Genomic DNA, 22258 nt, shown 5'->3' with positions numbered 1-22258 from the left:
GGCTCAGCCGGCGCCGGGGCCGGCCGGCGCGGCCTCCTCGGCATCGCGCTCGCCGGCCGGCAGCAGGGCGCGCAGCAGCGCGGCGGTGGCGGCCAGGCCAAGCAGGGTTGAGACCAGGATCACCGCCAGCAGCTTCAGGCCATGGCGGTCGAGCAGCTCCAGGTGCGTGATCACGCCGACGCCGACCGGCACGAAGAGCAGCGAGAGGTGGCCGAGCAGCAGTTGCGCGATGGCCGCGACCGGCGCCCGCAGCGCCTCGATCCGCAGCGCCAGCAGCAGCAGGAGCAGGCCCAGCACCGGGCCGGGCAGGCTCAGGCCGGCGAGCTGCACCAGGGCCTCGCCGGCCGCTTGCAGGAGCAGCAGCAGCGCCAGGCCGCGCAGCGCGCTCATGCCGCGGCGATCAGCCGGCCCGGGCTCAGCACGCCGGCCGGGTCGAAGGAGGCCTTGACCTGGCGGTTCAGCCGCGCGAGCACCGGGTCCAGCGGGCCGAGGCCGGCCTCGGCGCGCAGGGCCGGATCGGCGCTGCGCCAGAGCTGCGCATGGCCGCCCAGCCGGCTGGCCGCCGCCCGCACGGTGGCCGGCGCGGCGGCGGTGATCCACCAGCGCTGCGCCCCGCCCCATTCGATGAGCTGCTCGCCCTCCAGCCCGGTGACGGGCGCGGCCGTCGCCGGCAGGCTCAGGCGCCAGAGCGCCCCGCGACCCTGGCGCAGGGCTTCGTCGGCATGGTCGAAGAAGGTGTCGCGCTGGTCGCGCAGGCCGTCCCAGAAGGGCCCGGCCTGGCCCGGGTCGACGGGCTCGCCGCCGGCCTCGGCGGCCAGCGTGCGGCTGGCCGAGGCCACCGCCGCCTGCGCGCCCGACAGGCGCAGCAGCAGGCTGCCGGCCCACCAGGCGCTGGCATTCAGCGGCAGCGGCCGGCCGGCCCAGCGGTTCAGGCGTTCGAGGGCGCTGGCCTCGTCGCAGCGGAAGTGCAGGGTGGCGGTGGCCGGCGGCCGCGGCAGCACCTTGAGCGAAACCTCGGCGATCAGGCCCAGCTCGCCCATCGAGCCGGCGAGCAGCCGGGCCAGGTCGTAGCCGGCGACGTTCTTCATCACCTGGCCGCCGAAGCTCAGCAGCTCGCCGCGGCCGTTGACCACGGTGGCGCCGAGCACGTAATCGCGCACGCTGCCGACCACGCCGCGCGCCGGCCCGGCCAGGCCGGCGGCCACCATGCCGCCGACCGTGCCGGCCGGCTGGCCGTCGGCGCCGGGCAGGCGCGGCGGCTCGAAGGGCAGGCACTGGCCCTGCTCGGCGAGCGCGGCTTCCAGCTCGGCCAGCGGCGTGCCGGCGCGGGCGGTGACGACCAGCTCGGTCGGCTCGTAGCTGCTGATGCCGCGCAGGGCCAGGGTGGAGAGCGGCTCGCCGTGCGGCGCACCGCCCAGGAAGGCCTTGCTGCCGTGGCCGGTGATGGCCAGCGGCGTGCCGGCGGCGCCGGCCGCGCGGATGCGCTCGATCAGCGCCTGCAGTTCAGGGGTGGACTCGGGAAGCATGGGCAGGGTGGGGGCGCAGGCGGCGATGCGGCGGCTCAGAAGCGCGGCAGCTCGGGGAAGGGCAGCAGGCCGCGCTTGACGTGCATCTTTCCGTACTCGGCGCAGCGGGCGTGGCTGGGAATGAGCTTGCCGGGGTTGAGCAGGCCCAGCGGGTCGAAGGCGGCCTTGAAGGCGAGCATCTGCGTGCGTTCCTCGGGGCTGAACTGCACGCACATGGAATTGAGTTTCTCGATGCCCACGCCGTGCTCGCCGGTGACCGTGCCACCCATCTCGACGCTGCGCTCCAGGATGTCGGCGCCGAAGGCCTCGGCCCGGTGGAGCTGGTCGGGGTCGTTGGCGTCGAAGAGGATGAGCGGATGCAGGTTGCCGTCGCCGGCGTGGAAGACGTTCAGGCAGCGCAGGCCGTGCTTGCCCTCCATCTCGGCGATGGCGGTCAGGATGTCAGCCAGGCGCTTGCGCGGGATGGTCGAGTCCATGCACATGTAGTCCGGGCTGATGCGCCCGCTGGCCGGGAAGGCGTTCTTGCGGCCGCTCCAGAAGCGCAGGCGCTGGGCCTCGTCCTGGCTCACCTCGATGCGGTTGGCGCCGGCGCTGCGCAGCACCTCGCTCATGCGGCCGATCTCTTCCTCGACTTCCTCGGGCGTGCCGTCGCTCTCGCACAGCAGGATGGCGGCGGCGTCCAGGTCGTAGCCGGCGTGGACGAAGTCCTCGACCGCGGCGGTCATGGGCTTGTCCATCATTTCCAGGCCGGCCGGGATGATGCCCGCGCCGATCACCGCGGCCACCGCCTGGCCGGCCGACTGCACGTCCGGGAAGCCGGCCATGATGCAGCGCGCCAGTTGCGGCTTGGGCACCAGCTTGACGGTCACTTCCACCGTCACGCCCAGCATGCCCTCGCTGCCGATGTAGGCGGCCAGCAGGTCCAGGCCGGGCGCGTCGAGCGCCTCGCCGCCCAGGCTGAAGGGCTCGCCCTCGACCGTGTAGCCGCGCACCTTCAGGACGTTGTGCACGGTCAGGCCGTACTTCAGGCAGTGCACGCCGCCGGAGTTCTCGGCCACATTGCCGCCGATGGTGCAGGCGATCTGGCTGCTTGGGTCCGGCGCGTAGTACAGGCCGTGGGGCGCGGCCGCCTCGCTGATCGCCAGGTTGCGCACGCCGCTCTGCACGAGCGCCGTGCGGGCCAGCGGGTCCACCTTGAGGATGCGGTTGAACTTGGCCAGCGACAGCACCAGGCCGTGGCGGTGCGGCATGGCCCCGCCCGACAGGCCGGTGCCGGCGCCGCGCGCGACCACCGGCACGCCCAGGCCGTGGCAGGCCTTGAGCACGGCGGCCACCTGGGCTTCGGTCTCGGGCAGGGCGACGGCCAGCGGCTGCTCGCGGTAGGCGGTCAGGCCGTCGCACTCGTAGGGCGTCGTGTCCTCGGCCTGCCAGAGCAGGGCGTGGGCCGGCAGCAGGGGCTGGAGCCGGGCCAGCAACTGGACCTGGCGGCCGGCGCGGTCCAGGCCGGGCGGCAGTTGTTCCGGGTCGGGCCGGGCGGCCGGATCGGCCTGCAGCCGCGCGGCGGAGAGGGGCGCATTCATGCGGATCGCTCGCGGAAAAAGGATGCGGCCGCGCCGGAAGGCGGGCGGCCGGAGTCCCGAGCTTACGTGCGAAGCCTTGGCCGTGCGCCGGCCTCAGGCGGGCGCCGTGAACACCGTCAGCACGCCGGTGTAGCCGTAGAGGCGGTGGTGGCCGATCTCGCCGGCCGCGAAGAAGCCGGCCAGCGGCAGGGCCTGGCCGCCCAGGGCGTGGCGCAGCAGCTCCAGCTCGGCCGAGGGCGCGCCGAAGTGCGGGCCGCCGCGGCCGGTGCAGCTTGCATAGAGCGCGGCCAGCATGCGCCGCCCGCCCACCGGGGCCGAGCCGTCGAGCGGCAGCTCCTCGGGCTCCAGCGTGCTGCGGATCTCGGCGCCGATGCGCAGCAGGTCGCGCCGCGCCGCCTCGGTGTTGCGGCGGCAGAAGCTCAGCGTCTGGCCGTGCTCGACGGCCTCGGCCACCGCGATCGCGCGCCGCCCCGGGTCCAGGCCGATCAGGTGGCGCACCCGCTCCTCGGGCCCGAAGCTGCCGCCGCGGCGCGGGCCGCCTTCGGCCTCACCCAGGGCCACCAGGGTCTGGCGCAGCTCGACCAGCATCTCGCGCGGGCGGTCCTCGCTCAGGCCCAGCTCGCGCAGCAGCACGTCGAAGGCGGGTTCGCCGTCCAGGCGCTGGACGATCTGCTTCTCGGCCGCGTCGATGCGGTGGGCCGGCCCGATCGGCTGGCAACCCTGGCTGACGCGCGAGACCAGGGCGATCTCGGCGTCGAAGGCCACGCCCGACAGGCCGCCGACGCAGACGCCGTCGGCAAAGCTCAGTGCCCGGCTGCGCGCCGAGGCCAGGCCGCCGAAGACATAGCCGCTGGCCATGCGCTGGCTCAGTTCCTCGATCAGCTCGTCCAGGTCCGGCGTGGCCGGGTCGGCATGGACCTGGGCGACATGGGCCGGGAAGAGCTCGGCCGGCGGCAGCGGCTGGCGGCCGGAAAAGACGCGGAAGTGCGCGCGCGGCAGGTCGCAGAGCATCAGCACCACGGCCGGCTCCTCGAAATACTCGACGCCGCCGGCGCAGACGCCCAGGCCGGTCGCGCCGACCCAGGCCACGCCCGGCCACTGCCGGCCCAGGGCGGCCAGCAGCGCCTCGGCCTGGCCGGCATGGGCCTCGCTCAGGTAGCACCAGCCCAGGGTGGGGGCGGCCGGCGCATGCGCTTCGAGCTGGGCCAGGGCCAGGCCCAGGGCCATCGAGGCGTCGGGGTGGCTGGCATGCGCTTCGGCGAAGACCGGCGCGGCGGGTGGCAGACGGGCGGCTTTCACCGGCGGCGGGTCGGGCTGGCGCTGGCGGCGGGGCTGCGCTTGGCCGCGGCCTTGCGGGCCGGCTTGGCGGGCGGCGCGGCATCGTCGCTGCCGCCCTCGGCGCGGTCGGCGGCCGGCCGCGCGCTGGCGCTGCGCACGGCGGCTTCGGCCGCTTCGCGCACCGGGGCCAGGCCGGCTTGCAGGCTCTGCGCGGCGTCCAGGCCCTGCTGCATCAGCTTGGCCGGATCGACCGCCGCATCCTTCACGGCCTGGGTGGCGATCTCGGTGAACTGCTGGGTCAGGGCCGACCACCACTGGGTCGGGTCGATGAGGCGCGGCGGGGCCGGAGCCTCCTCGGCGGGGGGCGCGGCTTCGGCCGCCGCAGCAGGCGCCGGGGCGGGCGGCGTGAGGGGCTTGATCCGCAGCGCCTCGCGCAGGTCGGCCACCTGCACATTCATGGTCTTGAGGGTGGTCAGCGTCATGCGCTGCACCTCCAGCGCCTGGATGGTCGTGCCGATCAGGCGCGCGTTCTGTTCCAGCCAGAACTGCACGGTGCGCAGTTCGTCGATGCGCTTTTCCAGCTCCTGCGGATCAAGCGTCGGCGCGACCCATTGGCCGACGCCGGGCAGGGCCGAGCTGGCGCCCTTCATCAGGGTCTGCAGGAAGTCGAAGCCGGGGACCATGGTGCTGAAGTCGGGGGCGGGGCTGGCCATCGGGCGCTCCTGGGTCGGGGAAGGGTTGCGGGGCATTGTGCCCAGCGGGCGGCGGCGCGGCGCCGGTGCTTCAGCGCGGGCGCAGCGTCAGGGTGTCGCCGCTTTGCTGCCAGTCCATGCGGCCGAGCAGGTCCATGCCGAGCAGCGGCGTCTGCAGGGCCGGCAGCACGGTGACCGGCCAGTCCTCGGCGCGCAGCCCGCCTTCCAGCGCGAGCTGGGCGCGCGCCTGCCAGCCCTGGGCGCGACCGCCGGCGGTGTCGGAATGCACGATGCCCAGGGCCTTCAGGCCGGCCGCCTGGGCCAGGGCCTGGGGCAGCGCGCTGCGGCTGGCGCCGGTGTCGACCAGGAAGTCCACCGGCTGGCCATTGACGCTGCCGGGCCAGTGGTAGTGGCCGTCGGCGGCACGGTGCAGGGTGATCGCGCCGTCGGTCTCGATGCGCAGCGCGGGCCGGCTGCGCTCGCGCTCCAGGGCCTGGAAGCCGAGGAAGACGGCCAGGCCCAGCAGCAACCAGACGGTGGCGATCTTCAGGGTCGAGGGCATGGCCGGAGGCGGGCGGTACGGGGCAGGCAGGCGGGTCGCCCCAGTGTAGGCAGGGGGCCGCGCGGATACTGGGCGCATGCGTTCGCGCTTTCTCCGCCCCCGCCTGCTGCTGCTGGCCCTGGCCGTGCTGGGCCTGCACCTGCTGCTGCTTCGTCATTGCGCGACGCCGGACGGGCCGCCGCCCCCCGCAGCGCCGCCGCCCGCCGTGCTGAGCGTGCAGACGGCCCCGCCGCAAGCGCCTGCGCCGCCGCCCGCTGCGGCGCCCGAGCCGCCGGCCCCCGTGGACCCCGAGCCGCCAGCCCCTGCGGCGCCGGGGCAGGACGCCGCGCCGGCTGCCGCAAGCGCCCCGCGGCCGGCCGCCCCGCCCGCATCGATACCGGTCGCCAAGCCGCCGACCCGCCCGCGACCGCCGCGACCGGCGGACCCGCCGCCACCCGCGGCGCAGCCCGTGCCGGCAGCGACGCCGCTTGCGCCCGCGGCACCGGCCGCCGAAGCCGGCGAGCGGCCGGCCGCGGCGGCGCCGGTTCGCGATGCCCTCGCGCCGCTGCCGCCCACCCGCATCCCGCCGCCCACCCGCTGGAGCTACCGGCTCAGCCGCGGCGGCCTGGTCGGCGAGGGCAGCCTGGACTGGGCGCCCGGCCCCCAGGGCTACACCCTGGCGCTGCGCGGCGAGCTGCCGCTGATCGGCACCGTGCTGACCCAGGTCAGCCGCGGCGGCTTCGACGCCGCCGGCCTGGCGCCGCTGCGCTTCACCGACCGCCGGCTGCGCCGCCCCGAGCAGGCCGCCAACTTCCGGCGCGAGGCCGGCCAGCCGCTGCAGGTCAGCTTCTCCGGCCCCCCGACGGTGCACAGCCTGCCGCCTGGCAGCCAGGACCGACTCAGCGTGATGGTGCAGATCGCCGCCCTGGCCGCCGCGTGGACGCAGCCGCCCGAGTCACCCTTCGTGCTCCATGTGGTCGGCGCGCGCGGCGACCTGGCTGAATGGCATCTGCGCGTGATCGGCGAGGAGAAGCTGCGCCTGGTCGGCGGCGAGACCGTGCGCGCCCTCAAGCTGCTGCGCGAGCCGGACGGCGAGCACGACACCCGGGCCGAGCTCTGGCTGGACCCGGCCCACGGCCACCTGCCGATCCGCATCCGCCTGAGCGACGGCCGCGGCGAGCCGCTGGACCTGCTGCGCAAGACCGGCGAGGCGCCGGCCGCGCCCACCCCCTGATCCGGCGGCCCGGCGGCCCTGGATCGGGCCGGGCTCGGGCTCGGGCTTGAATCCTGCAAGGCCGGTCGCATCTGAAGCCGGTGTTCACAAGGCGCCCTCCCGGTGCCGCAGGAGATTCCATGCAGGTGCTCTACCAGTCCGACCGCTACGTGGTGCTCTCGCTCGACCTGCCCGCCGGCACGCCGCAGCGCGACGCGCAGGGCCGGCCGCTGCCGGCCGGCTTGCAGCGCGGCAGCTTCGAGATCCTCGACAAGACGGCCGGCCGCGACCTCTTTCTGGAGGGCGCCCTGGCCGAAAGCTTCCGCGAAGGCGCGCTGGCCCTGGCCGCCTCCGAACCTGACGAAGAGGCCATCGAGGCCTACCTGGCCGGCTACAGCCACCTGCCCAGCCAGCCCCTGGTCCAGCACTGACCTTTCCACGAGGGGGGAAAGACTCAGGGTTGACCCGGGCGGGCTTTCTACAATCGTCGCATGGACATGCCCACCCCCCTCCCCATCGAACGCCGCCCCTACACCCGCGGGGCCGCGCTGGCCGAGCAGATGGCCAAGCGCATCGTCATCCTCGATGGTGCGATGGGCACCATGATCCAGCGCTACAAGCTGGGCGAGGCCGACTACCGCGGCGAGCGCTTCAAGGACCATCCCCGGGACCTGAAGGGCAACAACGAGCTGCTGGTCTTCACCCGGCCCGATGTGATCTCGGCCATCCATGAGGGCTACCTGGCCGCCGGGGCGGACCTGATCGAGACCAACACCTTCGGCGCGACCACCGTCGCCCAGGAGGACTACGACCTGGCCTCGGTCGCCCGCGAGATGAACGTGGCCGGTGCCCGCCTGGCCCGCGCCGCCTGCGACAAGTTCAGCACGCCGGACAAGCCGCGCTTCGTGGCCGGCGCCTTCGGCCCGACGCCCAAGACCGCCAGCATCAGCCCGGACGTGAACGATCCGGGCGCGCGCAATGTCGACTTCGAGACCCTGCGCGCGGCTTATTACGAGCAGGGCGAGGCCCTGCTGGAAGGCGGGGCCGATGTCTTCCTGGTCGAGACCATCTTCGACACGCTGAATGCCAAGGCCGCGATCTTCGCGATCGACGAATTGTTCGAGGCCACCGGCGAGCGCCTGCCCATCATCATCAGCGGCACGGTGACCGATGCCTCGGGCCGCATCCTCAGCGGCCAGACGGTGACGGCCTTCTGGCATTCGGTGCGTCATGCCCACCCCATCGCCATCGGCCTGAACTGCGCCCTGGGCGCCGCGCTGATGCGGCCCTACATCGAGGAGCTGCACAAGGCGGCGCCCGATGTCTACTTGTCCTGCTACCCGAACGCCGGCCTGCCCAACCCGATGAGCGACACCGGCTTCGACGAGACGCCGGAAGTCACGGGCCGCATGGTCGAGGGCTTCGCGCAGGCGGGCTTCCTCAACATCGCCGGCGGCTGCTGCGGCACCACGCCCGAGCACATCGCCGAGATTGCCAAGCGCGTGAGCGCCTACCGGCCGCGCGCCTTGCGCAGCGGCTGGCTCAGCAGCCTGCGCGAAGAGGCCTGAGTCTGGCGGCCGGGGCGGAAGCGCCCCGGCCCGCGCCGGGCGCGCTCAGGGCCTGTCGCGCAGGATGATTTCCACCGACGTCCCGTCGGTGGGGGGCAGCATGCGGAGGCGACTGGCCTCGACGCCGCGCCGCAACAGCGGCTCGCGCAGGGTGGCGCCGCGCTGGGCGGCCTGGGCGGCGGCGGCCATCCCTTGCAGGCCCGGGTCGACCAGGGGCCGCAGGCCGATCTCGCAGTGCGCCGCATACGGCTTGAAGCCGATGGCGACCTGCTCCAGCACCGCCTCCAGGGGCCGCAGCGCGGCCGCCTGGCCGCTTGCATGGGCAAAGCGCTCGGGCACGCGCAGGCGCAGCTCGCGCCCCACCGTTTCCACCGTCACCGGCGTGGCGGCCAGCACGTCGACCAGGCGCCGCCGCTGGGCGGCGAGGGCGGGCGAGAGGCCGCCGCGCCGTTCGCGCTCGCGCTCGCTGGTCGAGCCACGCGGTGCCGGGCGCTCCGGCGGGATCGCACAGGACGCCAGCAGCAGGCCCAGGGCGGCCAGCGCGAGGCGGCGCCTGGCTTCGCGGGCCGGCGCTCGGGTGGATCGGACGGATCGGGCGGGAGGGTGGGGCAGCTTCGGCATGGCCCGATTGCACCCCGGGCGCGCGATGCGGGCAAGCGCCCTTGTCGGCAGTCAGCTAGCACGGCACGCGGATCGATAGAATCCGGCCCGTCCCGAGGAGCGCTGCGACCGCGCCCCGCCCGGCATCTACCGGGGGTGTGGCCAGGCTCGGGGCCGTGGTGATCGGCCGTTCCCGCCCGGGGCGGCGGCTCCCAGAAGACAACGGCGCTCACCCCCGCCTGCACGGGCGCGCCGGGTGAGCCGGCCCCCGCTGCAGCTTTCGATCGTGACCCGCCGCAGCCCGCCATGTCCGACGCCGTGCAGACCCCTTCCGTCCCCCCGATGCGCCTGTCCGGCCTGGAGCCGGTGGCCCTCGACCGCGGCGCGCTCTTCGTCAACATCGGCGAGCGCACCAATGTGACCGGCTCCAAGGCCTTTGCCCGGATGATCCTGGAGGGTCGCTACGAAGATGCCCTGGCTGTCGCCCGCCAGCAGGTGGAGAACGGCGCCCAGGTCATCGACATCAACATGGACGAGGCCATGCTGGACAGCCAGGCCGCCATGGTGCGCTTCCTGAACCTGATCGCCGGCGAGCCCGAGATCGCCAAGGTGCCGATCATGATCGACAGCTCCAAGTGGAGCGTGATCGAGGCCGGCCTGCGCTGCATCCAGGGCAAGGGCATCGTCAACTCGATCAGCCTGAAGGAGGGCGAGGCCGAGTTCAAGCGCCAGGCCACCCTGGTCAAGCGCTACGGCGCGGCCACCGTGGTGATGGCCTTCGACGAGCAGGGCCAGGCCGACACCTTCGCGCGCAAGACCGAGATCTGCGCCCGGGCCTACCGCATCCTGGTCGACGAGGTCGGCTTCCCGCCCGAGGACATCGTCTTCGACCCCAACATCTTCGCCATCGCCACCGGCATCGAGGAGCACGACAACTACGCGGTCGACTTCATCAACGCCACCCGCTGGATCAAGCAGAACCTGCCGGGTGCGAAGGTGAGCGGCGGCGTGTCGAATGTGAGTTTCAGCTTCCGCGGCAACGACCCGGTGCGCGAGGCCATCCACACCGTCTTCCTGTACCACGCGATCCAGGCCGGCATGGACATGGGCATCGTCAATGCCGGCATGGTCGGCGTCTACGACGACCTCGATGCCGAGCTGCGCGAGCGGGTGGAGGACGTGGTGCTCAACCGGCGCAAGGATGCGGGCGAGCGCCTGATCGAGATCGCCGACCGCGCCAAGAGCGCCGGCAAGGACGACAGCGCCCGCAATGCCTGGCGTGCGCTGCCGATCGAGGAGCGCCTCTCCCACGCCCTGGTGCACGGCATCAACGAGTTCATCGTCGAGGACACCGAGACGATGTGGCAGCAGATCGCCGCCGGCGGCGGCCGGCCGCTGCACGTGATCGAAGGCCCGCTGATGGCCGGCATGAATGTGGTCGGCGACCTCTTCGGCCAGGGCAAGATGTTCCTGCCGCAGGTGGTCAAGAGCGCGCGGGTGATGAAGCAGGCGGTGGCCCATTTGCTGCCCTACATCGAGGCCGAGAAGAAGGCCCTGATCGATGCCGGTGGCGAGGCCAAGCCCAAGGGCAAGATCGTCATCGCCACCGTCAAGGGCGATGTGCACGACATCGGCAAGAACATCGTCACGGTGGTCTTGCAGTGCAACAACTTCGAGGTCGTGAACATGGGGGTCATGGTCCCCTGCCAGGACATCCTCAAGAAGGCCAAGGAAGAGGGCGCGGACATCATCGGCCTGTCCGGCCTGATCACGCCCAGCCTGGAGGAAATGCAGCATGTGGCCGCCGAGATGGAGCGCGACGACTGGTTCCGCACGCGCGGCACGCCGCTGCTGATCGGCGGCGCGACCTGCAGCCGCGTGCACACCGCGGTGAAGATCGCGCCCAAGTACACCGGCCCGGTGGTCTACGTGCCCGATGCCTCGCGCAGCGTGGGCGTCTGCGCCGAGCTGCTGAGCGATGAGCGCGCCAAGGCCTACATCGCCGAGCTGCACCGCGACTACGACAAGGTGCGCGAGCAGCATGCCAACAAGAAGGCCACGCCGATGGTGACACTGGCCCAGGCGCGGGCCAACAAGACGCCGATCGACTGGTCGGCCTGGCAGCCGACGGTGCCGAGCTTCCTAGGCCGCCGCGTCTTCCGCAATGTCGACCTGAACGAGCTGGCCGCCTGCATCGACTGGGGCCCCTTCTTCCAGACCTGGGACCTGGCCGGGCCCTTCCCGGCCATCCTCAAGGACGAGATCGTCGGCGCCGAGGCGCAGCGCGTCTTCAGCGACGGCAAGCGCATGCTCAAGCGCGCCATCGATGGTCGCTGGCTGCAAGCCCACGGCGTGGTCGGTCTGTATGCGGCCCAGCAGGTCGAGGACGATGACATCGCTTTCTATGCCGACGAGGCGCGCGCCGAGCCGGTGCTGGTCTGGCACGGCCTGCGCATGCAGAGCGAGCGGCCGGTGGTCGACGGCGTCGCGCGGCCCAACCGCTGCCTGTCGGACTTCGTCGCGCCGGCCGGCGCGGCCAAGGACTACGCGGGCATGTTCGCCGTCGGCATCTTCGGGGCCGACGCCAAGGCCCGCGCCTTCGAGGCCGACCATGACGACTACAGCGCGATCATGATCAAGGCCCTCGCCGACCGCCTGGCAGAAGCTTTCGCAGAGCGCCTGCACCAGCGCGTGCGCACCGAGTTCTGGGGCTATGCCGCGGGCGAGCAGCTCAGCAACGAGGCCCTGATCGCCGAGCAATACCAGGGCATCCGCCCCGCACCCGGCTACCCGGCCTGCCCGGACCACACCGTCAAGCGGGCGATGTTCGAGCTGCTGGCCGCGCAGGACATCGGCATGGGCCTGACCGAGCACCTGGCCATGACGCCGGCCTCGGCGGTCAGCGGCTTCTACATCGCCCATCCCGAGGCGGCCTACTTCAATGTCGGCAAGGTCGGCGAGGACCAGCTTGCCGACTGGTCGCGCCGCAATGCCCTGGACGAGGACGCAGCGCGCCGCGCGCTGTCGCCGGTGCTCTGAGGCCAGGCGTGTCAAGCGGCGCCGGGAGGCGCCCCGAGACGCGCTCGGGCTTTCATCCCTGATTCATCCCTCAGGGTTGCCGCTTTCATTTTCCTGACCCGGTGGGTTCAGGCCACCGCGGGAGAGTAGAGGACACGGGTCATACGCATGCAAGCGTTTGGCTCGGCCCCGGCGCGGCAGCGGCTGCGTCGGTTTGTCCTCCACCTCGGGATCTTCGATGAACTTCCCTATGCCCCTGAGCCTGAGCGGTCGGTCGGCCCCCTGTGGCCGGAGGTACCGGTCGTCCTGACCCCCCCCCCGCGCTTGCCCGGGGTGCAGGTCCGACCTCTGGCGGCGCTTGGCCTCCTCCTCAAAGTCCAAGCCATGAACCATTCGATTCTTTCCCTTGCGATCGGGGGCTGCCTGGCCCTCGGTGCAGCCCTTCCGGCTGCGGCCTTCACGCCACCGGACCAGGGGCGGCTCTTGTTGACCGGCGGCGTCAGCGCTCTCGATGGCGCAGCGGGCGGCGGCTTGAGCACCTGGGCGCTGATTGGCGGCTACGGCACCCGGGACAGCTACAGCGTCCAGGCTCGACACACGAGCCTCTTCACCCAGGACTACCGCCTGAGCAGCCCGGGCCTCAGCGTGTCCTTTGGCAACCGGGTTGAGCTGAGCTACGCGCGGCTTCGCCTGGACGAGAACGGTGGCGCCCTGGAAGGCGCGCGCATCGAGCTTGACAGTGTCGGCGTGAAGCTGCGCGTCTTCGGCGACGCGATCCTCGACCAAGACAAGCCATGGCCCCAGATCTCGGTGGGCTTGCAGCACAAGCGCAATCGCGGCATCCAGGGCCTGGGTGCGCTCGACGACGCGCGCGATATTGGCGCCCGCCGCAACTCGGACACCGACCTCTACGTTGCGGCCAGCAAGCTGCTGCTCGACAAGAGCCTGCTGCTGAATGGCACCGTGCGCTTCACCCGCGCCAACCAGTACGGCCTGGCTGGTTTCGGGGGCGATCTGGGCGATTCCCACAAGCCCGAGTTCGAGGGAGCGGTTGCCTGGCTGCTTCGCCGCGACTTGGCGGTGGGCGCTGAGTACCGCACCAAGCCCCGCAACCTGGGCGTGGACCGCGAGGATTCCGCCTACAGCCTCTTCGCAGCTTGGGCGCCCAACAAGCACACCTCGGTCACCTTGGCCTATGCCGACGTCGGACCGATCCTTTCCGGCACCGCGGCCAGCCCGCTCAATCAGCGGGATCAGCGCGGCGTTTACCTCTCCTTCCAACTTGGGTACTGACATGCGCCAAACCAAGATGATGCTGTTGTGCCGCTGCGCGGCTCCCTGGGTGCTCGCGATGGGCCTGATCGGCACGGGCCTGCCGGCTGTCCAAGCCGCCGCGCCGGCTGCGCCCACGCTTTACAGCCAGCTCGGCGGCGAGGCCGCCATTGCCAAGGTGATCGACACCTTTTTGACGGTGGTTGGAGGCGACCCGCGCATCGCCCCCAGCTTTGCCGGCGCCAACCTGCCGCGCCTCCGCACCCTGCTCGTCGAGCAGGTCTGCGAGGCCACGGGGGGACCCTGCAAGTACACCGGCCGCGACATGAAGAGCTCGCACGCTGGCATGGGCATCACGGAAGCCCAATTCAATGCCCTGGCCGAGGCGCTCTACACCGCAATGGACCGAGAGGGCGTGCCCTATGCCTTGCAAAATCGGCTGATGGCCTTGCTCGCACCCATGCATCGGGACATCGTCACCCGCTGAGGCCCTGTCCGCCGGACCCTGTCCGGCGGACCTTTTCTTTTTTTGGTGACCTGTCCCGAGGAGTTGGTCTTGATGTTTCGTACCCGCCTCCAGCAGGCATTGGCGATTCTTGCCGTCGCATCGCTGCTGCAAGGGGCGCTTGGCCTGTGGGCGCTTGACGTCGCCAGCGACAAGGTCATCCGCGGTCGCGTCGCGAGCGACATCCACAATGCCTTCATCAATCTGGCGGCCGACAAGCAGCGCCTGCGTGCATGGCTCTCACGCTCGCTGCTTCTTGACGTCCAAGCCGACGGGGTTGAGCGGGCTCGTCTCGTCAATGCGATGAAGGCGAATCTCCAGCGGGTGGCCCGGCTGTCCGTGGAGACGCAAATCATGGACGGCTCCGATTCACTGGCGCTTCGGGAGCATCAGCTCCGGGAAGAGGCCGTCACGTTGCTCACGCGCAGCATCGATGAGCTCTCGCAGCGCCTCGACGCCCTGCCAGCCTCCGGCGCGCGCCCCGATCCAGCCCGCCTGTTGATGGACCTGGATGCCGTCTTCGACCGACTCGATGGGCGCGACCTGCGCTCCCTCCTCGCGGCCGTCATCAGTCGCGAGGAAACCGCCCTGGCCCGCCAGCGAGAACAGGCTGATGCGTCTCTGCGCACGGTACGCAATCTGGTGGTGGGCGCCACGCTCACGCTCAGCGGTCTCGCCTTTGCGCTGGCTCTGCACTTTTCGCGCGCCCTGCGCCGCCCGCTGGAAGCGCTGATCACGGGCGCGGATGCGCTCAAGCAAGGTGAGCTGAGTCACCGCATTCCTGACGACCGCAACGATGAGTTCGGTCAGTTTGCCCGCCGCGTCAACGCCATGGCCGCCGAGCTGCAACAGAGACGGCAGGATGAGCGCGACGCTCGCCGGCAGCTTGAGGAACTGGTGCAAGGTCGCACGGCCGAGCTGCAACAGGCGCTGGCTGCGCTTCAGCAGATCGATGCACGGCGGCGCCAACTCTTTGCCGACATCAGCCACGAGCTTCGTACGCCGACGACAGCCATCCGCGGCGAGGCCGAGATCACCCTGCGGGGGCGCGACAAGCAGGTCGATGAGTACAAGACCTCGCTGCGCAACATTGCAGATTCAGCCCGCCAGCTTGGTGTCGTGATCGACGACCTGCTGATTCTGGCGCGCACCGACGTCGAGAACCTTGCCCTGGCGCGCACCCCGATTGATGCGCAGGACGTGTTGCGCGAGGCCCTGAACGAAGCGCAGACCCTGGGCCAGGAGCGTGGTATCCATTGGGCGCTTGAAGTGACTTCAGAGCCTTTGCCCATGCTTGCGGACAGTCGGCGGCTACGGCAACTGCTGATGCTCATCCTCGACAACGCTGTGCGTTACTCACGTGACCAACAAACAGTGCGCGTGCTCGTGCGCCGGCAGCCCGAGGGGGGAGACAACCCGACCTGGCTGTTTGAGGTGCGCGACCAGGGCATCGGCATTGCCCCTGAGGATGTGCCGCTGGTGTTCCAGCGCAACTTCCGCGGCGCGCACGCCCGCGCCCATCAAGCGCAGGGCAACGGCCTGGGCCTGCCCTTGGCCGATGTGCTTTGCCGTGCACACGGCGGAAAGATCGTCTTGCAGAGCGAGTTGGGTCGAGGCACCGTGGTCAGCGTGACTTTGCCGCTTCATGCTCTCGAAGACGCTACACCTGCCTTGCCCAACTACTCCTGAGTTTCTGACCATGCGCGTCCTGATTGTTGAAGATGATCCTCGAGTGGCTGACTTTCTCGACCGTGGCTTGCGCGCCGAGGGTTACGCCGTACAGGTCGCCCGCCAGGGCAATGAAGGCCTGGCCCTGGCCCAGGATGCCGCGCGGGACTTACGCCAGTCGCCTGAGCCTTTTGTCCTGATCCTTGATGTCATGCTTCCCGGCATGAGCGGCCTTGAGGTTTGCCAGACACTTCGTGCCAGTGGCTTTCCCTTTCCCATCCTGATGTTGACGGCAATGTCCGCACTGGAGGATCGGGTGACCGGCCTGCGTCTCGGGGCCGACGATTACCTCGGCAAACCCTTTGCCTTTGAGGAACTGCTGGCGCGGCTGGAGGCTTTGTTGCGACGCCCCATCCAACTTCAGTCGCAGCTTGCGACCCGGTTGGAAGTGGCTGATCTGGTATTGGACCGCACGTCGATGAAAGTGACCCGCGCGGGTCAGGTGGTCGCATTGACCGCCAAGGAGCTGGCTTTGCTGGAACTGCTCATGTCCGCGCCAGGGCGCCTGTTCAGCCGTGAGCGTATCCTCGCCAATGTCTGGGGCAGTCACCAAGATCCGCTGACCAATGTCGTCGACGTCTACATCCGACGCCTGCGGGCGAAGATTGATGAAGGCCGCGAGGTGCCGCTGATCCAGACTCAGCGTGGACTGGGATATCGATTGGAGCCGCCCGCTGCATGAGCGGGCGGCCCTTTCCATCATCCGCCGGCGTGAGTCGATTCAGAAGCTCGCCTGAACCTGCACCCGCAGCACATCGCTGTTGAAGCGGGTGTAATCCACGCGACCTGCGCGGTTGCCCGTCACCAGGTTGTTGCGGTCCATCAAGTGATACACGGCAGTCAACTCAACTTGCTTGTTGATTTGCCACTCAACCCCCAGCTCCCAGTCATCCACCCGGTTGCGCGGCGCGTTCAGTTCGGCCTTGTTGAAGCCGTCAAATGTTTGCCAGCGAAGGAAGGGAAAGATCGTGCCGTAGCGGCCCGCATCCACCTTCATCATGGCTTGCACATAGCCCCCATCGAGATCTTCTTCGTCGAGCAAACGGGTGCTGGCATCCAGGCCGGGCGTGCGTCCCCAAGTCCATTCCGCCTGCAGGCCGAAGGGCTGGGGATACATCACCGCACTCAGAGCCACCCGCTCATCGCGGAAACCCTGGAGCAGACGAAGGTCGTCGGCCGGGTTGGCCACCGTCACGGCGCCGCCCGTGGCGCTGTTGCGGAAGCTGCCGCGGTTGGGCACGAAGCGGCCGCGGTAACCCTGCACGCCGAATTCCAGGAACTGACCGGAGTCAAGTTTCATCGGGTAGGTGAAGCGGGCAACCGTGTGGTAACTGTCGTTGGCATCCCGGCGATTGGAGCCCTGACCGTTGTAGACACCCAGACCGAACATGCCGTAGTTGCCCGAGTGCTTCAGGCCCGCGCCCGCAATTTCCTTGAACAAGGCCTGAACCGTGCTCGGGGTGTAGTAATAGAAGACACCCAAATCACGCTCGTCACGCACGCCACTGTTGAGTGCGTCGGCGCGATCCAGCGGAATGCGGTTCTGGCTGCTTTGCAGGTTTTCGAAGCCGAAAGGCACCTTGGACTGGCCCAGACGGAAGCGATGGACCTTGGCCCGGTCCAAGGCCACGTCAAAGTAGGCGTCTCGTAACTGGAGAACGTTGTCCGTGGTGCCCGCGGCTGAGGCAAAGTCGGGTTGGATGTAGTAGCTGAAGTACTGGCCCAGGTCGCCCGAGAACACCAGTCGGCCCCGCCGAATCAGGAAGCTGCCGCTGCCGTTGATTGAGTCGCGGTCACCGACCGATCGGTCGGTCCACAGATCCACACCTTCGTCGCCGCTGATGACGTCGGCGTAGCGCAACTGGGCATAGCCCCGCACGCTGAAGGGCGCTGGCTTGGAAGCGGCCTCTTTTTGCTCAGCCAGCTTCTGCTGGGCCATTTGGTCGCGCACCTCAGCCGCGACCACCGAGCGAACGGCCTCGGCTGTGGGCGCGACCGCTGCGGGCGCGGGGGCTGCTTCATCGACGGCGGTGAAGCGACCGAGCCGAACCCGGCCTTCGCCGGGCTCGGCATAGACCTGCTGGGTCTTGGGATCGACATAGAGTTCGAGCGCCGTAGCAAGGCCTGCGGACCCCATTCCGCTCAATGCGGCGCACACGAGAAGCTTCTTCATGACGGTGAAGGTTGGGAGGGCAAAAGTACCCCTCACCATCGTGCTGCTCGCTGCTGAACCTGCCGTCACGCGCACATGAACAGCAGCTTTCCAGGCTGTTAAGTGCGCCAGCAGCCGTGATTTTTCATCGTTGTTTCATCAAGAAGCCTGCGTCACAGCTTCGGGCGATACCGTCCATCGTCTGGGAACGAGAGGGAGGCCAGCGCGACGGCAGCTCGGGTCGGGCTTGTCATCTCGTGTTCATTCAAGGCGCGGCGAACGTTCATGGGCTGTGCCTGCCCGGGCGCTGGTGCAACCGAGAGACTCGCACACGTGTTCGACGCGTCCTGACGATTCAGGCCGTGTGGAGCGCTCAAGCAACCTCCTGACACGAGAATCTCATGAAACACGCAAAGCCCCTGATGTTCACGTTTCGTCGCGGTTTGCTCGGCTCGGCCCTGCTGGGCCTGTCGGGCGCCGCACTGGCTTTCCAGGCCACTGTCGTCAATACCAACATCACCGAAGCCGAAGTCCGTGCTGCCCAGGACGCCTGGGGCAAGGCCTTGATCCAGATCAGTGACGACTTTGCCTCGGGTGGTTTGTCCAAAGCGAAGGCAACCGCCGGTGCAGTCCTTGATGCGGCTTACGGGTACAACATGGGCGTGGTGCTCTTCAAGCCCACCCTGACCCACGGTGAACAAACCTTCCGCACGACCCGTGCTGGCGCGCTGGCCTATTTCGTGGGCGACGATAAGACCTACCCTGGCGACAGCGGTTTTGCGCTCAAGGGCTGGAAGAAGTACGAGTACAAGAATGCAGGCGTGTTCATCAACGGTGATATTGCGCTGACCCAGGGTCATGTGATGCTCACCGATAAGTCCGGCAAGGTCACCACCGTCGACAAGACTTGGGCCTTCAAGAAGGACGACAAGGGCCAGCTTCGCATCGTGCTGCACCATTCCTCGCTGCCCTTCCAACCGGCCAAGTAAATCTGCACTGCCCTCCGGGTCGTTCAGACCTCGGGGGGCAAAAGAAGATTGAGATCATTCCTTGGATGATTGATGGTCCCGAGGAGATTTTTACACTCATAAATCGAGCCGCAGCGAAACTCTTTTCAATCGCTTGGTGTGCACCAAGCTGTAGTGATCGCCTCGGCGAGCTGACGATGGTGTGCATCCCCGAATGCTGCGGGCTGCACACGTCCGGTGGGGTTCAACCGCGAGCGTTGGATTTCAACTGGACGTCGATGACCGGGTGGCCAATTTGAGCGATTCCTTGATCCTCGTGGGCGGTCGCCGGCGGATCGATTTGGCTTCGTCAAGGGTCTTAGTCATCTCAGCCAGTGCGTTGTAGACCCTGTCGCCGAGGCTGCCCAAGGGCGGATGGATACCGTCCTTGGGCAGCCGGTCGCTGTAGCGAATCGAGATGCATGGGCTGTCTCGGTAACAGAGATGGCCCGACTTATCTTGCGCTCGGTCCGGCCGGCAACCTGCACGCCATACCGCCAGGTCGGCGAGCTCAAGCTCTTGACGAAATCTCGGCTCCAAAGTGGGCTCGGTCGATGAGCCTGGGACTGGCGCTGGAGTGAGTCGCGACGGCCGCGAACTGATGCGACCCTTTGCACGGCTTGATCCTGAACCGAAGGGGAACACTTGCTGCACTCGCCCTGGCTCCATCCTTTTGGAATCAGAAGCTTGCTCAAGGCGCTGACTGCTCGCGATGGATTGACTCGGCTGCGCGCCCTGAGCCTGGCAAAGTGCGTCGACCGAGTATGGATCGCTACCGCCTCAAGAAAAAAGCCCAGCACAAGGGCTGGGCGAAGTTCCCGAGAGGGACACAGGGGACGAGGAGATCGGGCCGGGGTGGAGCGACTCCCCCGGCCCGGAGCATTCAGCGGGTCTGCGTGGCCGAGGGCTCCTGGCCTTGCGCACCCTCACCGGCGAACTGCGCCGGGGCTTGGCGGGCTTCGCTGGGCACGCCGACGTAGATCAGCATGTCGCCCTTGCTCAGGAAGCCGTCGGCATGCAGGTAGCCGCCACCCGGCTGCGGGCCGAGCTTGAGGCCCTTGCTGTTGGAAGCCGGGGCCTTGCTGCGCTCACTCACCGCGATGCGGTCCGCCTGGGCCGACGCGGGCTGCGGGGCCGGGGTGGCGGCGGCTTGGGCCGGGGCTTCGGCGGCGCGGGGCGTACCGACGTAGATGAGCATGTCGCCCTTGCTCAGGAAGCCATCGGCGTGCAGGTAACCACCGCCGGGCTGGGGGCCGGGCTTACCGGAGACGGCGGGCGGTGCGGCGACCGCGGCTTGGCCCGCCAGGGCCAGGATGCAGGCGGCGGAGAGGGCGAAGCGGCGGATCGACGGGGTGGACATGACATTCCTTCGGTGGGTCCGCAGCGACGTGCTGCGGTGAGGAGACTGTCGAGTCCGGGGGTGAACCTCAGGCACTGCATCGTGTGAACCCGGCGTGAATGGCGGGTGAAGGGACCGCCCTGCATTTCACCCGGCGTTCATTTGCGCTTCATGTGCTCCGCGCGGCCGCTTCACAGCGGCTGTGCAAAGTCACCGTGCTGAGTTTCCAGCGCACAGAAGGAGTCCTCATGAGCCGATTCGTTTCCGTCAGCCTGCGGCGCCCCGCCTCGGTTGCCGCACTTGCTGTGATCGCCTTGCTGGGCGTGACGGTTCTGCCAAGTTACGCGGGTCAGTTGCCGCGTTGCACCGCTTCAGGATGGGCTTACCTGGGCGGTGACAGCAGTTCCATCTACGTCGGGCAGTGCCCCAGCAAGCCGGCATCCCGTGCTGATTCGCCAGCGGCGGCCGCGCCGAAGGCCACGCGTGATCCGCAGCTCGAGCATGAGACCAACAAGCCCACCCGGCCCGCAGCCAAGGGGGAGGCTCAGGGCTTGAGCTCGCCGCCCCAGCGCGGGGGGGCGAGCTGATCCTCGCTCGATGGCTGACCCTACTTGCCTTGACCCCGTTTCCATCACCGCCATGCACCTCCGTTCAGTCTTCCAGCGCGCCGCGCTGCTTCTTCCTCTGGGCTTTGCCTTGCCGGCGCAAGCCACTTCCGAAGACACGCGGATGTGGTTGCAAGGCATCGTCGAGGTGTCCGTGGGTGAGCGCACCCGGCTGGGGCTGGAGGTACAACCCCGCGTGCTCGATGGCGGTGAGCGGTTCGATCAAACGCTCTATCGTCCGTATGTCAGCTACGCGCTGAGTGATCGGTGGAGCGTTGCAGCCGGCTACCTTCACGCCGACATTCGCACCGCGGCAGGGGACGTGATCGAACGTCGGCCGTGGCAGCAACTGAGCTACGTCGGCAGGTCGGCAGGCGGGTTGAACTGGACTTTGCGGGCGCGGCTGGAGCAGCGGGACTTGTCCACGCAATCTGAAATTTCGCATCGCATTCGCTTACAAGCGCGCCTAACCCAGGCGCTGCCGCAGCAGCCGGGCTGGCATGCGCTCTTCAGCAATGAAGTCTTCGTCAACCTCAACGATCCTGCTTGGGCCGGGCCGCAGCATCTCGCGCAGAACCGCTTGCTGGTTGGTGCGATGTGGTCGCCGGTCAGCACGCGTCGCGTCGAGTTCGGATACTTGAACCAGTGGATTGACAACCTCGCTCCGCGTGAGAATTCGGTCAACCACGTGCTCTACCTCGGGCTGTATCAGCGCTTCTGAGCGATGCCGCCTGTCCACCGGCAGGCGGTCTGAGGCGTTGAAGGACCGGGGTGCAGACCCTGGGCTGGAACCGGATGGTGTCCGGAGCGGTCCGACGACTGCCCGTCGTTCTCGGGCAAACCTTGGCCTGTCCGATCTGGAGCACGCATGTCTTCCCCCCTGACCGAAACCCCTGGCGCGGTGGTGCCGCGCATGCACCGCAGCAGCCTTGTCATCGGCCTGGTCAGCGGCGGCCTGATCGTCGCAGCGGCCCTTGGCTTGCGTGCCGTGATTGCGGCGGACGATCCGCCGGCCGTGGCCGCCGCACCGGCTGTCCTGGCCGAAGCCGCGCCGGCCGCGCGGCCGACGGTGGAGGTCTTCGAGCCGGCCCCCGCAAGCCCGGCGCCTGCGGCCACCGAGCGCAAGCCCGCGCCGGTCGAGAAGGCCGCCGCGCCGCGCCCCGCGCCGGCCAAGGTGGCCCGGGCGGAAGCGCCCCCGCCTGCGACGGCCCGTCCGGCGCCTGAAGCTGCCGTGCCGGCCGCCGCCACGCCGCCTGCTGCGCCTGCGCTGTGCAGCGACTGCGCGCGGGTGATCGAGGTCCGCAGCGAGCAGCGCAAGGGCGAGGCCAGCGCCCTGGGCGCGATCGGCGGCGCGGTGGTCGGCGGCTTGCTCGGCAATCAGGTCGGCGGGGGCAGCGGCCGTTCGGTGGCGACGGTCGGCGGCGCCGTGGCGGGCGGCTATGCCGGCCGCGAGCTGGAGAAGCACCTGAAGAAGAAAGTCGTCTGGATCACCGAGGTGCGCCTGCCCGAGGGCGGCAGCCGCAGCTTCGAGCAGGCCACCGAGCCGGACTGGACGATCGGCGATGTGCTGGAGATCCGCGACGGCCGGCTGGTCCGGCGCTGAACGGGGACCGACCTGGCACCGACCGGGCATT

At 69.5% G+C, this 22258-nt stretch carries 21 protein-coding genes and 1 riboswitch; of the genes, 12 read left to right on the top strand and 9 right to left on the bottom strand.

Annotated features, from left to right (window positions below):
- Positions 1-3 precede the first annotated feature (3 nt).
- The 6 genes from JI742_RS01310 to JI742_RS01285 form a co-directional block, all read right to left on the bottom strand.
- On the bottom strand, positions 4-390 hold the full coding sequence (locus JI742_RS01310) for a CidA/LrgA family protein (RefSeq protein ID WP_201823247.1): 387 nt from the start codon (positions 388-390) through the stop codon (positions 4-6).
- Positions 387-1526: a glycolate oxidase subunit GlcE gene (gene glcE, locus JI742_RS01305; protein WP_201823244.1), complete on the bottom strand. Its 1140-nt coding sequence runs from the start codon at positions 1524-1526 to the stop codon at positions 387-389. Before glcE ends, JI742_RS01310 begins: the two co-directional genes overlap by 4 nt.
- Before the next feature lie 35 nt (positions 1527-1561).
- Positions 1562-3106: an FAD-linked oxidase C-terminal domain-containing protein gene (locus JI742_RS01300; protein ID WP_201823242.1), complete on the bottom strand. Its 1545-nt coding sequence runs from the start codon at positions 3104-3106 to the stop codon at positions 1562-1564.
- A 93-nt stretch (positions 3107-3199) separates the two neighbouring features.
- Complete coding sequence (locus tag JI742_RS01295; protein ID WP_350309614.1) at positions 3200-4405, bottom strand: FIST signal transduction protein; 1206 nt, start codon at positions 4403-4405, stop codon at positions 3200-3202.
- On the bottom strand, positions 4402-5097 hold the full coding sequence (locus tag JI742_RS01290; protein ID WP_201823240.1) for a PhaM family polyhydroxyalkanoate granule multifunctional regulatory protein: 696 nt from the start codon (positions 5095-5097) through the stop codon (positions 4402-4404). Before JI742_RS01290 ends, JI742_RS01295 begins: the two co-directional genes overlap by 4 nt.
- A gap of 70 nt (positions 5098-5167) precedes the next feature.
- Positions 5168-5638 carry a retropepsin-like aspartic protease family protein gene (locus JI742_RS01285; RefSeq protein WP_201823238.1) on the bottom strand — a complete coding sequence of 157 codons (471 nt, stop codon included), beginning with the start codon at positions 5636-5638 and terminating at the stop codon, positions 5168-5170.
- A gap of 76 nt (positions 5639-5714) precedes the next feature.
- Between JI742_RS01285 and JI742_RS01280 the strand changes: the two genes are divergently transcribed.
- The 3 genes from JI742_RS01280 (at position 5715) to JI742_RS01270 (ending at position 8398) form a co-directional block, all read left to right on the top strand.
- Complete coding sequence (locus JI742_RS01280; RefSeq protein WP_201823236.1) at positions 5715-6851, top strand: DUF3108 domain-containing protein; 1137 nt, start codon at positions 5715-5717, stop codon at positions 6849-6851.
- Positions 6852-6970: 119 nt separating this feature from the next.
- Entirely contained in the window at positions 6971-7261 is a 291-nt protein-coding gene (locus JI742_RS01275; RefSeq protein WP_201823233.1) for a BTH_I0359 family protein, read from the top strand.
- Positions 7262-7327: 66 nt separating this feature from the next.
- Positions 7328-8398, top strand: coding sequence for a homocysteine S-methyltransferase family protein (locus JI742_RS01270; protein ID WP_201826262.1), 1071 nt, complete (start codon positions 7328-7330; stop codon positions 8396-8398).
- Positions 8399-8443: 45 nt separating this feature from the next.
- Here the strand turns inward: JI742_RS01270 and JI742_RS01265 are convergent, their stop codons facing one another.
- Positions 8444-9019 (bottom strand): hypothetical protein, encoded by a 576-nt coding sequence (locus JI742_RS01265; protein ID WP_201823230.1) that lies wholly within the window; start codon positions 9017-9019, stop codon positions 8444-8446.
- A gap of 88 nt (positions 9020-9107) precedes the next feature.
- A riboswitch (S-adenosyl-L-homocysteine riboswitch) is annotated at positions 9108-9236 on the top strand.
- Between the two features lie 104 nt (positions 9237-9340).
- Between JI742_RS01265 and metH the strand changes: the two genes are divergently transcribed.
- The 5 genes from metH to JI742_RS01240 all read left to right on the top strand — a co-directional run bounded on the left by metH (position 9341) and on the right by JI742_RS01240 (position 16203).
- Entirely contained in the window at positions 9341-12037 is a 2697-nt protein-coding gene (gene metH, locus JI742_RS01260) for a methionine synthase (protein WP_236676732.1), read from the top strand.
- A gap of 363 nt (positions 12038-12400) precedes the next feature.
- Positions 12401-13309 (top strand): DUF3034 family protein, encoded by a 909-nt coding sequence (locus JI742_RS01255; RefSeq protein WP_201823223.1) that lies wholly within the window; start codon positions 12401-12403, stop codon positions 13307-13309.
- A gap of 1 nt (position 13310) precedes the next feature.
- Complete coding sequence (locus JI742_RS01250) at positions 13311-13775, top strand: group I truncated hemoglobin (RefSeq protein ID WP_236676731.1); 465 nt, start codon at positions 13311-13313, stop codon at positions 13773-13775.
- A 72-nt stretch (positions 13776-13847) separates the two neighbouring features.
- Positions 13848-15482 carry a sensor histidine kinase gene (locus JI742_RS01245; protein WP_201823220.1) on the top strand — a complete coding sequence of 545 codons (1635 nt, stop codon included), beginning with the start codon at positions 13848-13850 and terminating at the stop codon, positions 15480-15482.
- Positions 15483-15492: 10 nt separating this feature from the next.
- Entirely contained in the window at positions 15493-16203 is a 711-nt protein-coding gene (locus tag JI742_RS01240) for a response regulator transcription factor (protein WP_201823218.1), read from the top strand.
- Positions 16204-16242: 39 nt separating this feature from the next.
- Here JI742_RS01240 and JI742_RS01235 read toward each other — a convergent pair whose 3' ends face one another.
- Positions 16243-17694, bottom strand: coding sequence for a porin (locus JI742_RS01235; protein ID WP_201823215.1), 1452 nt, complete (start codon positions 17692-17694; stop codon positions 16243-16245).
- A gap of 380 nt (positions 17695-18074) precedes the next feature.
- Here JI742_RS01235 and JI742_RS01230 point away from each other — a divergent pair, with 380 nt between their 5' ends.
- Positions 18075-18662: a metal-independent carbonic anhydrase family protein gene (locus JI742_RS01230; RefSeq protein WP_236676730.1), complete on the top strand. Its 588-nt coding sequence runs from the start codon at positions 18075-18077 to the stop codon at positions 18660-18662.
- 901 nt (positions 18663-19563) lie between these two features.
- On the opposite strand, the gene JI742_RS01225 is transcribed toward JI742_RS01230, so the two are convergent.
- On the bottom strand, positions 19564-20040 hold the full coding sequence (locus JI742_RS01225) for a hypothetical protein (RefSeq protein WP_201823211.1): 477 nt from the start codon (positions 20038-20040) through the stop codon (positions 19564-19566).
- Between the two features lie 227 nt (positions 20041-20267).
- On the opposite strand from JI742_RS01225, the gene JI742_RS01220 reads away from it, so the two are divergent.
- The 3 genes from JI742_RS01220 to JI742_RS01210 all read left to right on the top strand — a co-directional run bounded on the left by JI742_RS01220 (position 20268) and on the right by JI742_RS01210 (position 22227).
- A complete protein-coding gene (locus JI742_RS01220; RefSeq protein ID WP_201823209.1) occupies positions 20268-20606 on the top strand; it encodes a hypothetical protein in 339 nt (112 codons plus the stop codon).
- A 10-nt stretch (positions 20607-20616) separates the two neighbouring features.
- Positions 20617-21345, top strand: coding sequence for a DUF2490 domain-containing protein (locus JI742_RS01215; RefSeq protein ID WP_201823207.1), 729 nt, complete (start codon positions 20617-20619; stop codon positions 21343-21345).
- A gap of 147 nt (positions 21346-21492) precedes the next feature.
- Positions 21493-22227 carry a glycine zipper 2TM domain-containing protein gene (locus tag JI742_RS01210; RefSeq protein ID WP_201823205.1) on the top strand — a complete coding sequence of 245 codons (735 nt, stop codon included), beginning with the start codon at positions 21493-21495 and terminating at the stop codon, positions 22225-22227.
- Positions 22228-22258 lie beyond the last annotated feature (31 nt).

The organism is Piscinibacter lacus, assembly GCF_016735685.1.
GTDB classification, from domain to species: Bacteria; Pseudomonadota; Gammaproteobacteria; order Burkholderiales; family Burkholderiaceae_C; genus Aquariibacter; species Aquariibacter lacus.
This window is presented reverse-complemented; position numbering and strand designations above follow the sequence as displayed.

Excerpts from the sequence above, each read along its gene's own strand:
- JI742_RS01255 (WP_201823223.1), top strand. The coding sequence starts at position 12,401 with ATGAACCATTCGATTCTTTCCCTTGCGATCGGGGGCTGCCTGGCCCTC.
- JI742_RS01250 (WP_236676731.1), top strand. The coding sequence starts at position 13,311 with ATGCGCCAAACCAAGATGATGCTGTTGTGCCGCTGCGCGGCTCCCTGG.
- JI742_RS01215 (WP_201823207.1), top strand. The coding sequence starts at position 20,617 with ATGGCTGACCCTACTTGCCTTGACCCCGTTTCCATCACCGCCATGCAC.
- JI742_RS01220 (WP_201823209.1), top strand. The coding sequence starts at position 20,268 with ATGAGCCGATTCGTTTCCGTCAGCCTGCGGCGCCCCGCCTCGGTTGCC.
- JI742_RS01245 (WP_201823220.1), top strand. The coding sequence starts at position 13,848 with ATGTTTCGTACCCGCCTCCAGCAGGCATTGGCGATTCTTGCCGTCGCA.
- JI742_RS01285 (WP_201823238.1), bottom strand. The coding sequence starts at position 5,638 with ATGCCCTCGACCCTGAAGATCGCCACCGTCTGGTTGCTGCTGGGCCTG.
- metH (WP_236676732.1), top strand. The coding sequence starts at position 9,341 with ATGCGCCTGTCCGGCCTGGAGCCGGTGGCCCTCGACCGCGGCGCGCTC.
- JI742_RS01310 (WP_201823247.1), bottom strand. The coding sequence starts at position 390 with ATGAGCGCGCTGCGCGGCCTGGCGCTGCTGCTGCTCCTGCAAGCGGCC.
- JI742_RS01235 (WP_201823215.1), bottom strand. The coding sequence starts at position 17,694 with ATGAAGAAGCTTCTCGTGTGCGCCGCATTGAGCGGAATGGGGTCCGCA.
- JI742_RS01270 (WP_201826262.1), top strand. The coding sequence starts at position 7,328 with ATGCCCACCCCCCTCCCCATCGAACGCCGCCCCTACACCCGCGGGGCC.
- JI742_RS01290 (WP_201823240.1), bottom strand. The coding sequence starts at position 5,097 with ATGGCCAGCCCCGCCCCCGACTTCAGCACCATGGTCCCCGGCTTCGAC.
- JI742_RS01275 (WP_201823233.1), top strand. The coding sequence starts at position 6,971 with ATGCAGGTGCTCTACCAGTCCGACCGCTACGTGGTGCTCTCGCTCGAC.
- glcE (WP_201823244.1), bottom strand. The coding sequence starts at position 1,526 with ATGCTTCCCGAGTCCACCCCTGAACTGCAGGCGCTGATCGAGCGCATC.
- JI742_RS01225 (WP_201823211.1), bottom strand. The coding sequence starts at position 20,040 with ATGTCCACCCCGTCGATCCGCCGCTTCGCCCTCTCCGCCGCCTGCATC.
- JI742_RS01230 (WP_236676730.1), top strand. The coding sequence starts at position 18,075 with ATGAAACACGCAAAGCCCCTGATGTTCACGTTTCGTCGCGGTTTGCTC.
- JI742_RS01265 (WP_201823230.1), bottom strand. The coding sequence starts at position 9,019 with ATGCCGAAGCTGCCCCACCCTCCCGCCCGATCCGTCCGATCCACCCGA.
- JI742_RS01240 (WP_201823218.1), top strand. The coding sequence starts at position 15,493 with ATGCGCGTCCTGATTGTTGAAGATGATCCTCGAGTGGCTGACTTTCTC.
- JI742_RS01210 (WP_201823205.1), top strand. The coding sequence starts at position 21,493 with ATGTCTTCCCCCCTGACCGAAACCCCTGGCGCGGTGGTGCCGCGCATG.
- JI742_RS01300 (WP_201823242.1), bottom strand. The coding sequence starts at position 3,106 with ATGAATGCGCCCCTCTCCGCCGCGCGGCTGCAGGCCGATCCGGCCGCC.
- JI742_RS01280 (WP_201823236.1), top strand. The coding sequence starts at position 5,715 with ATGCGTTCGCGCTTTCTCCGCCCCCGCCTGCTGCTGCTGGCCCTGGCC.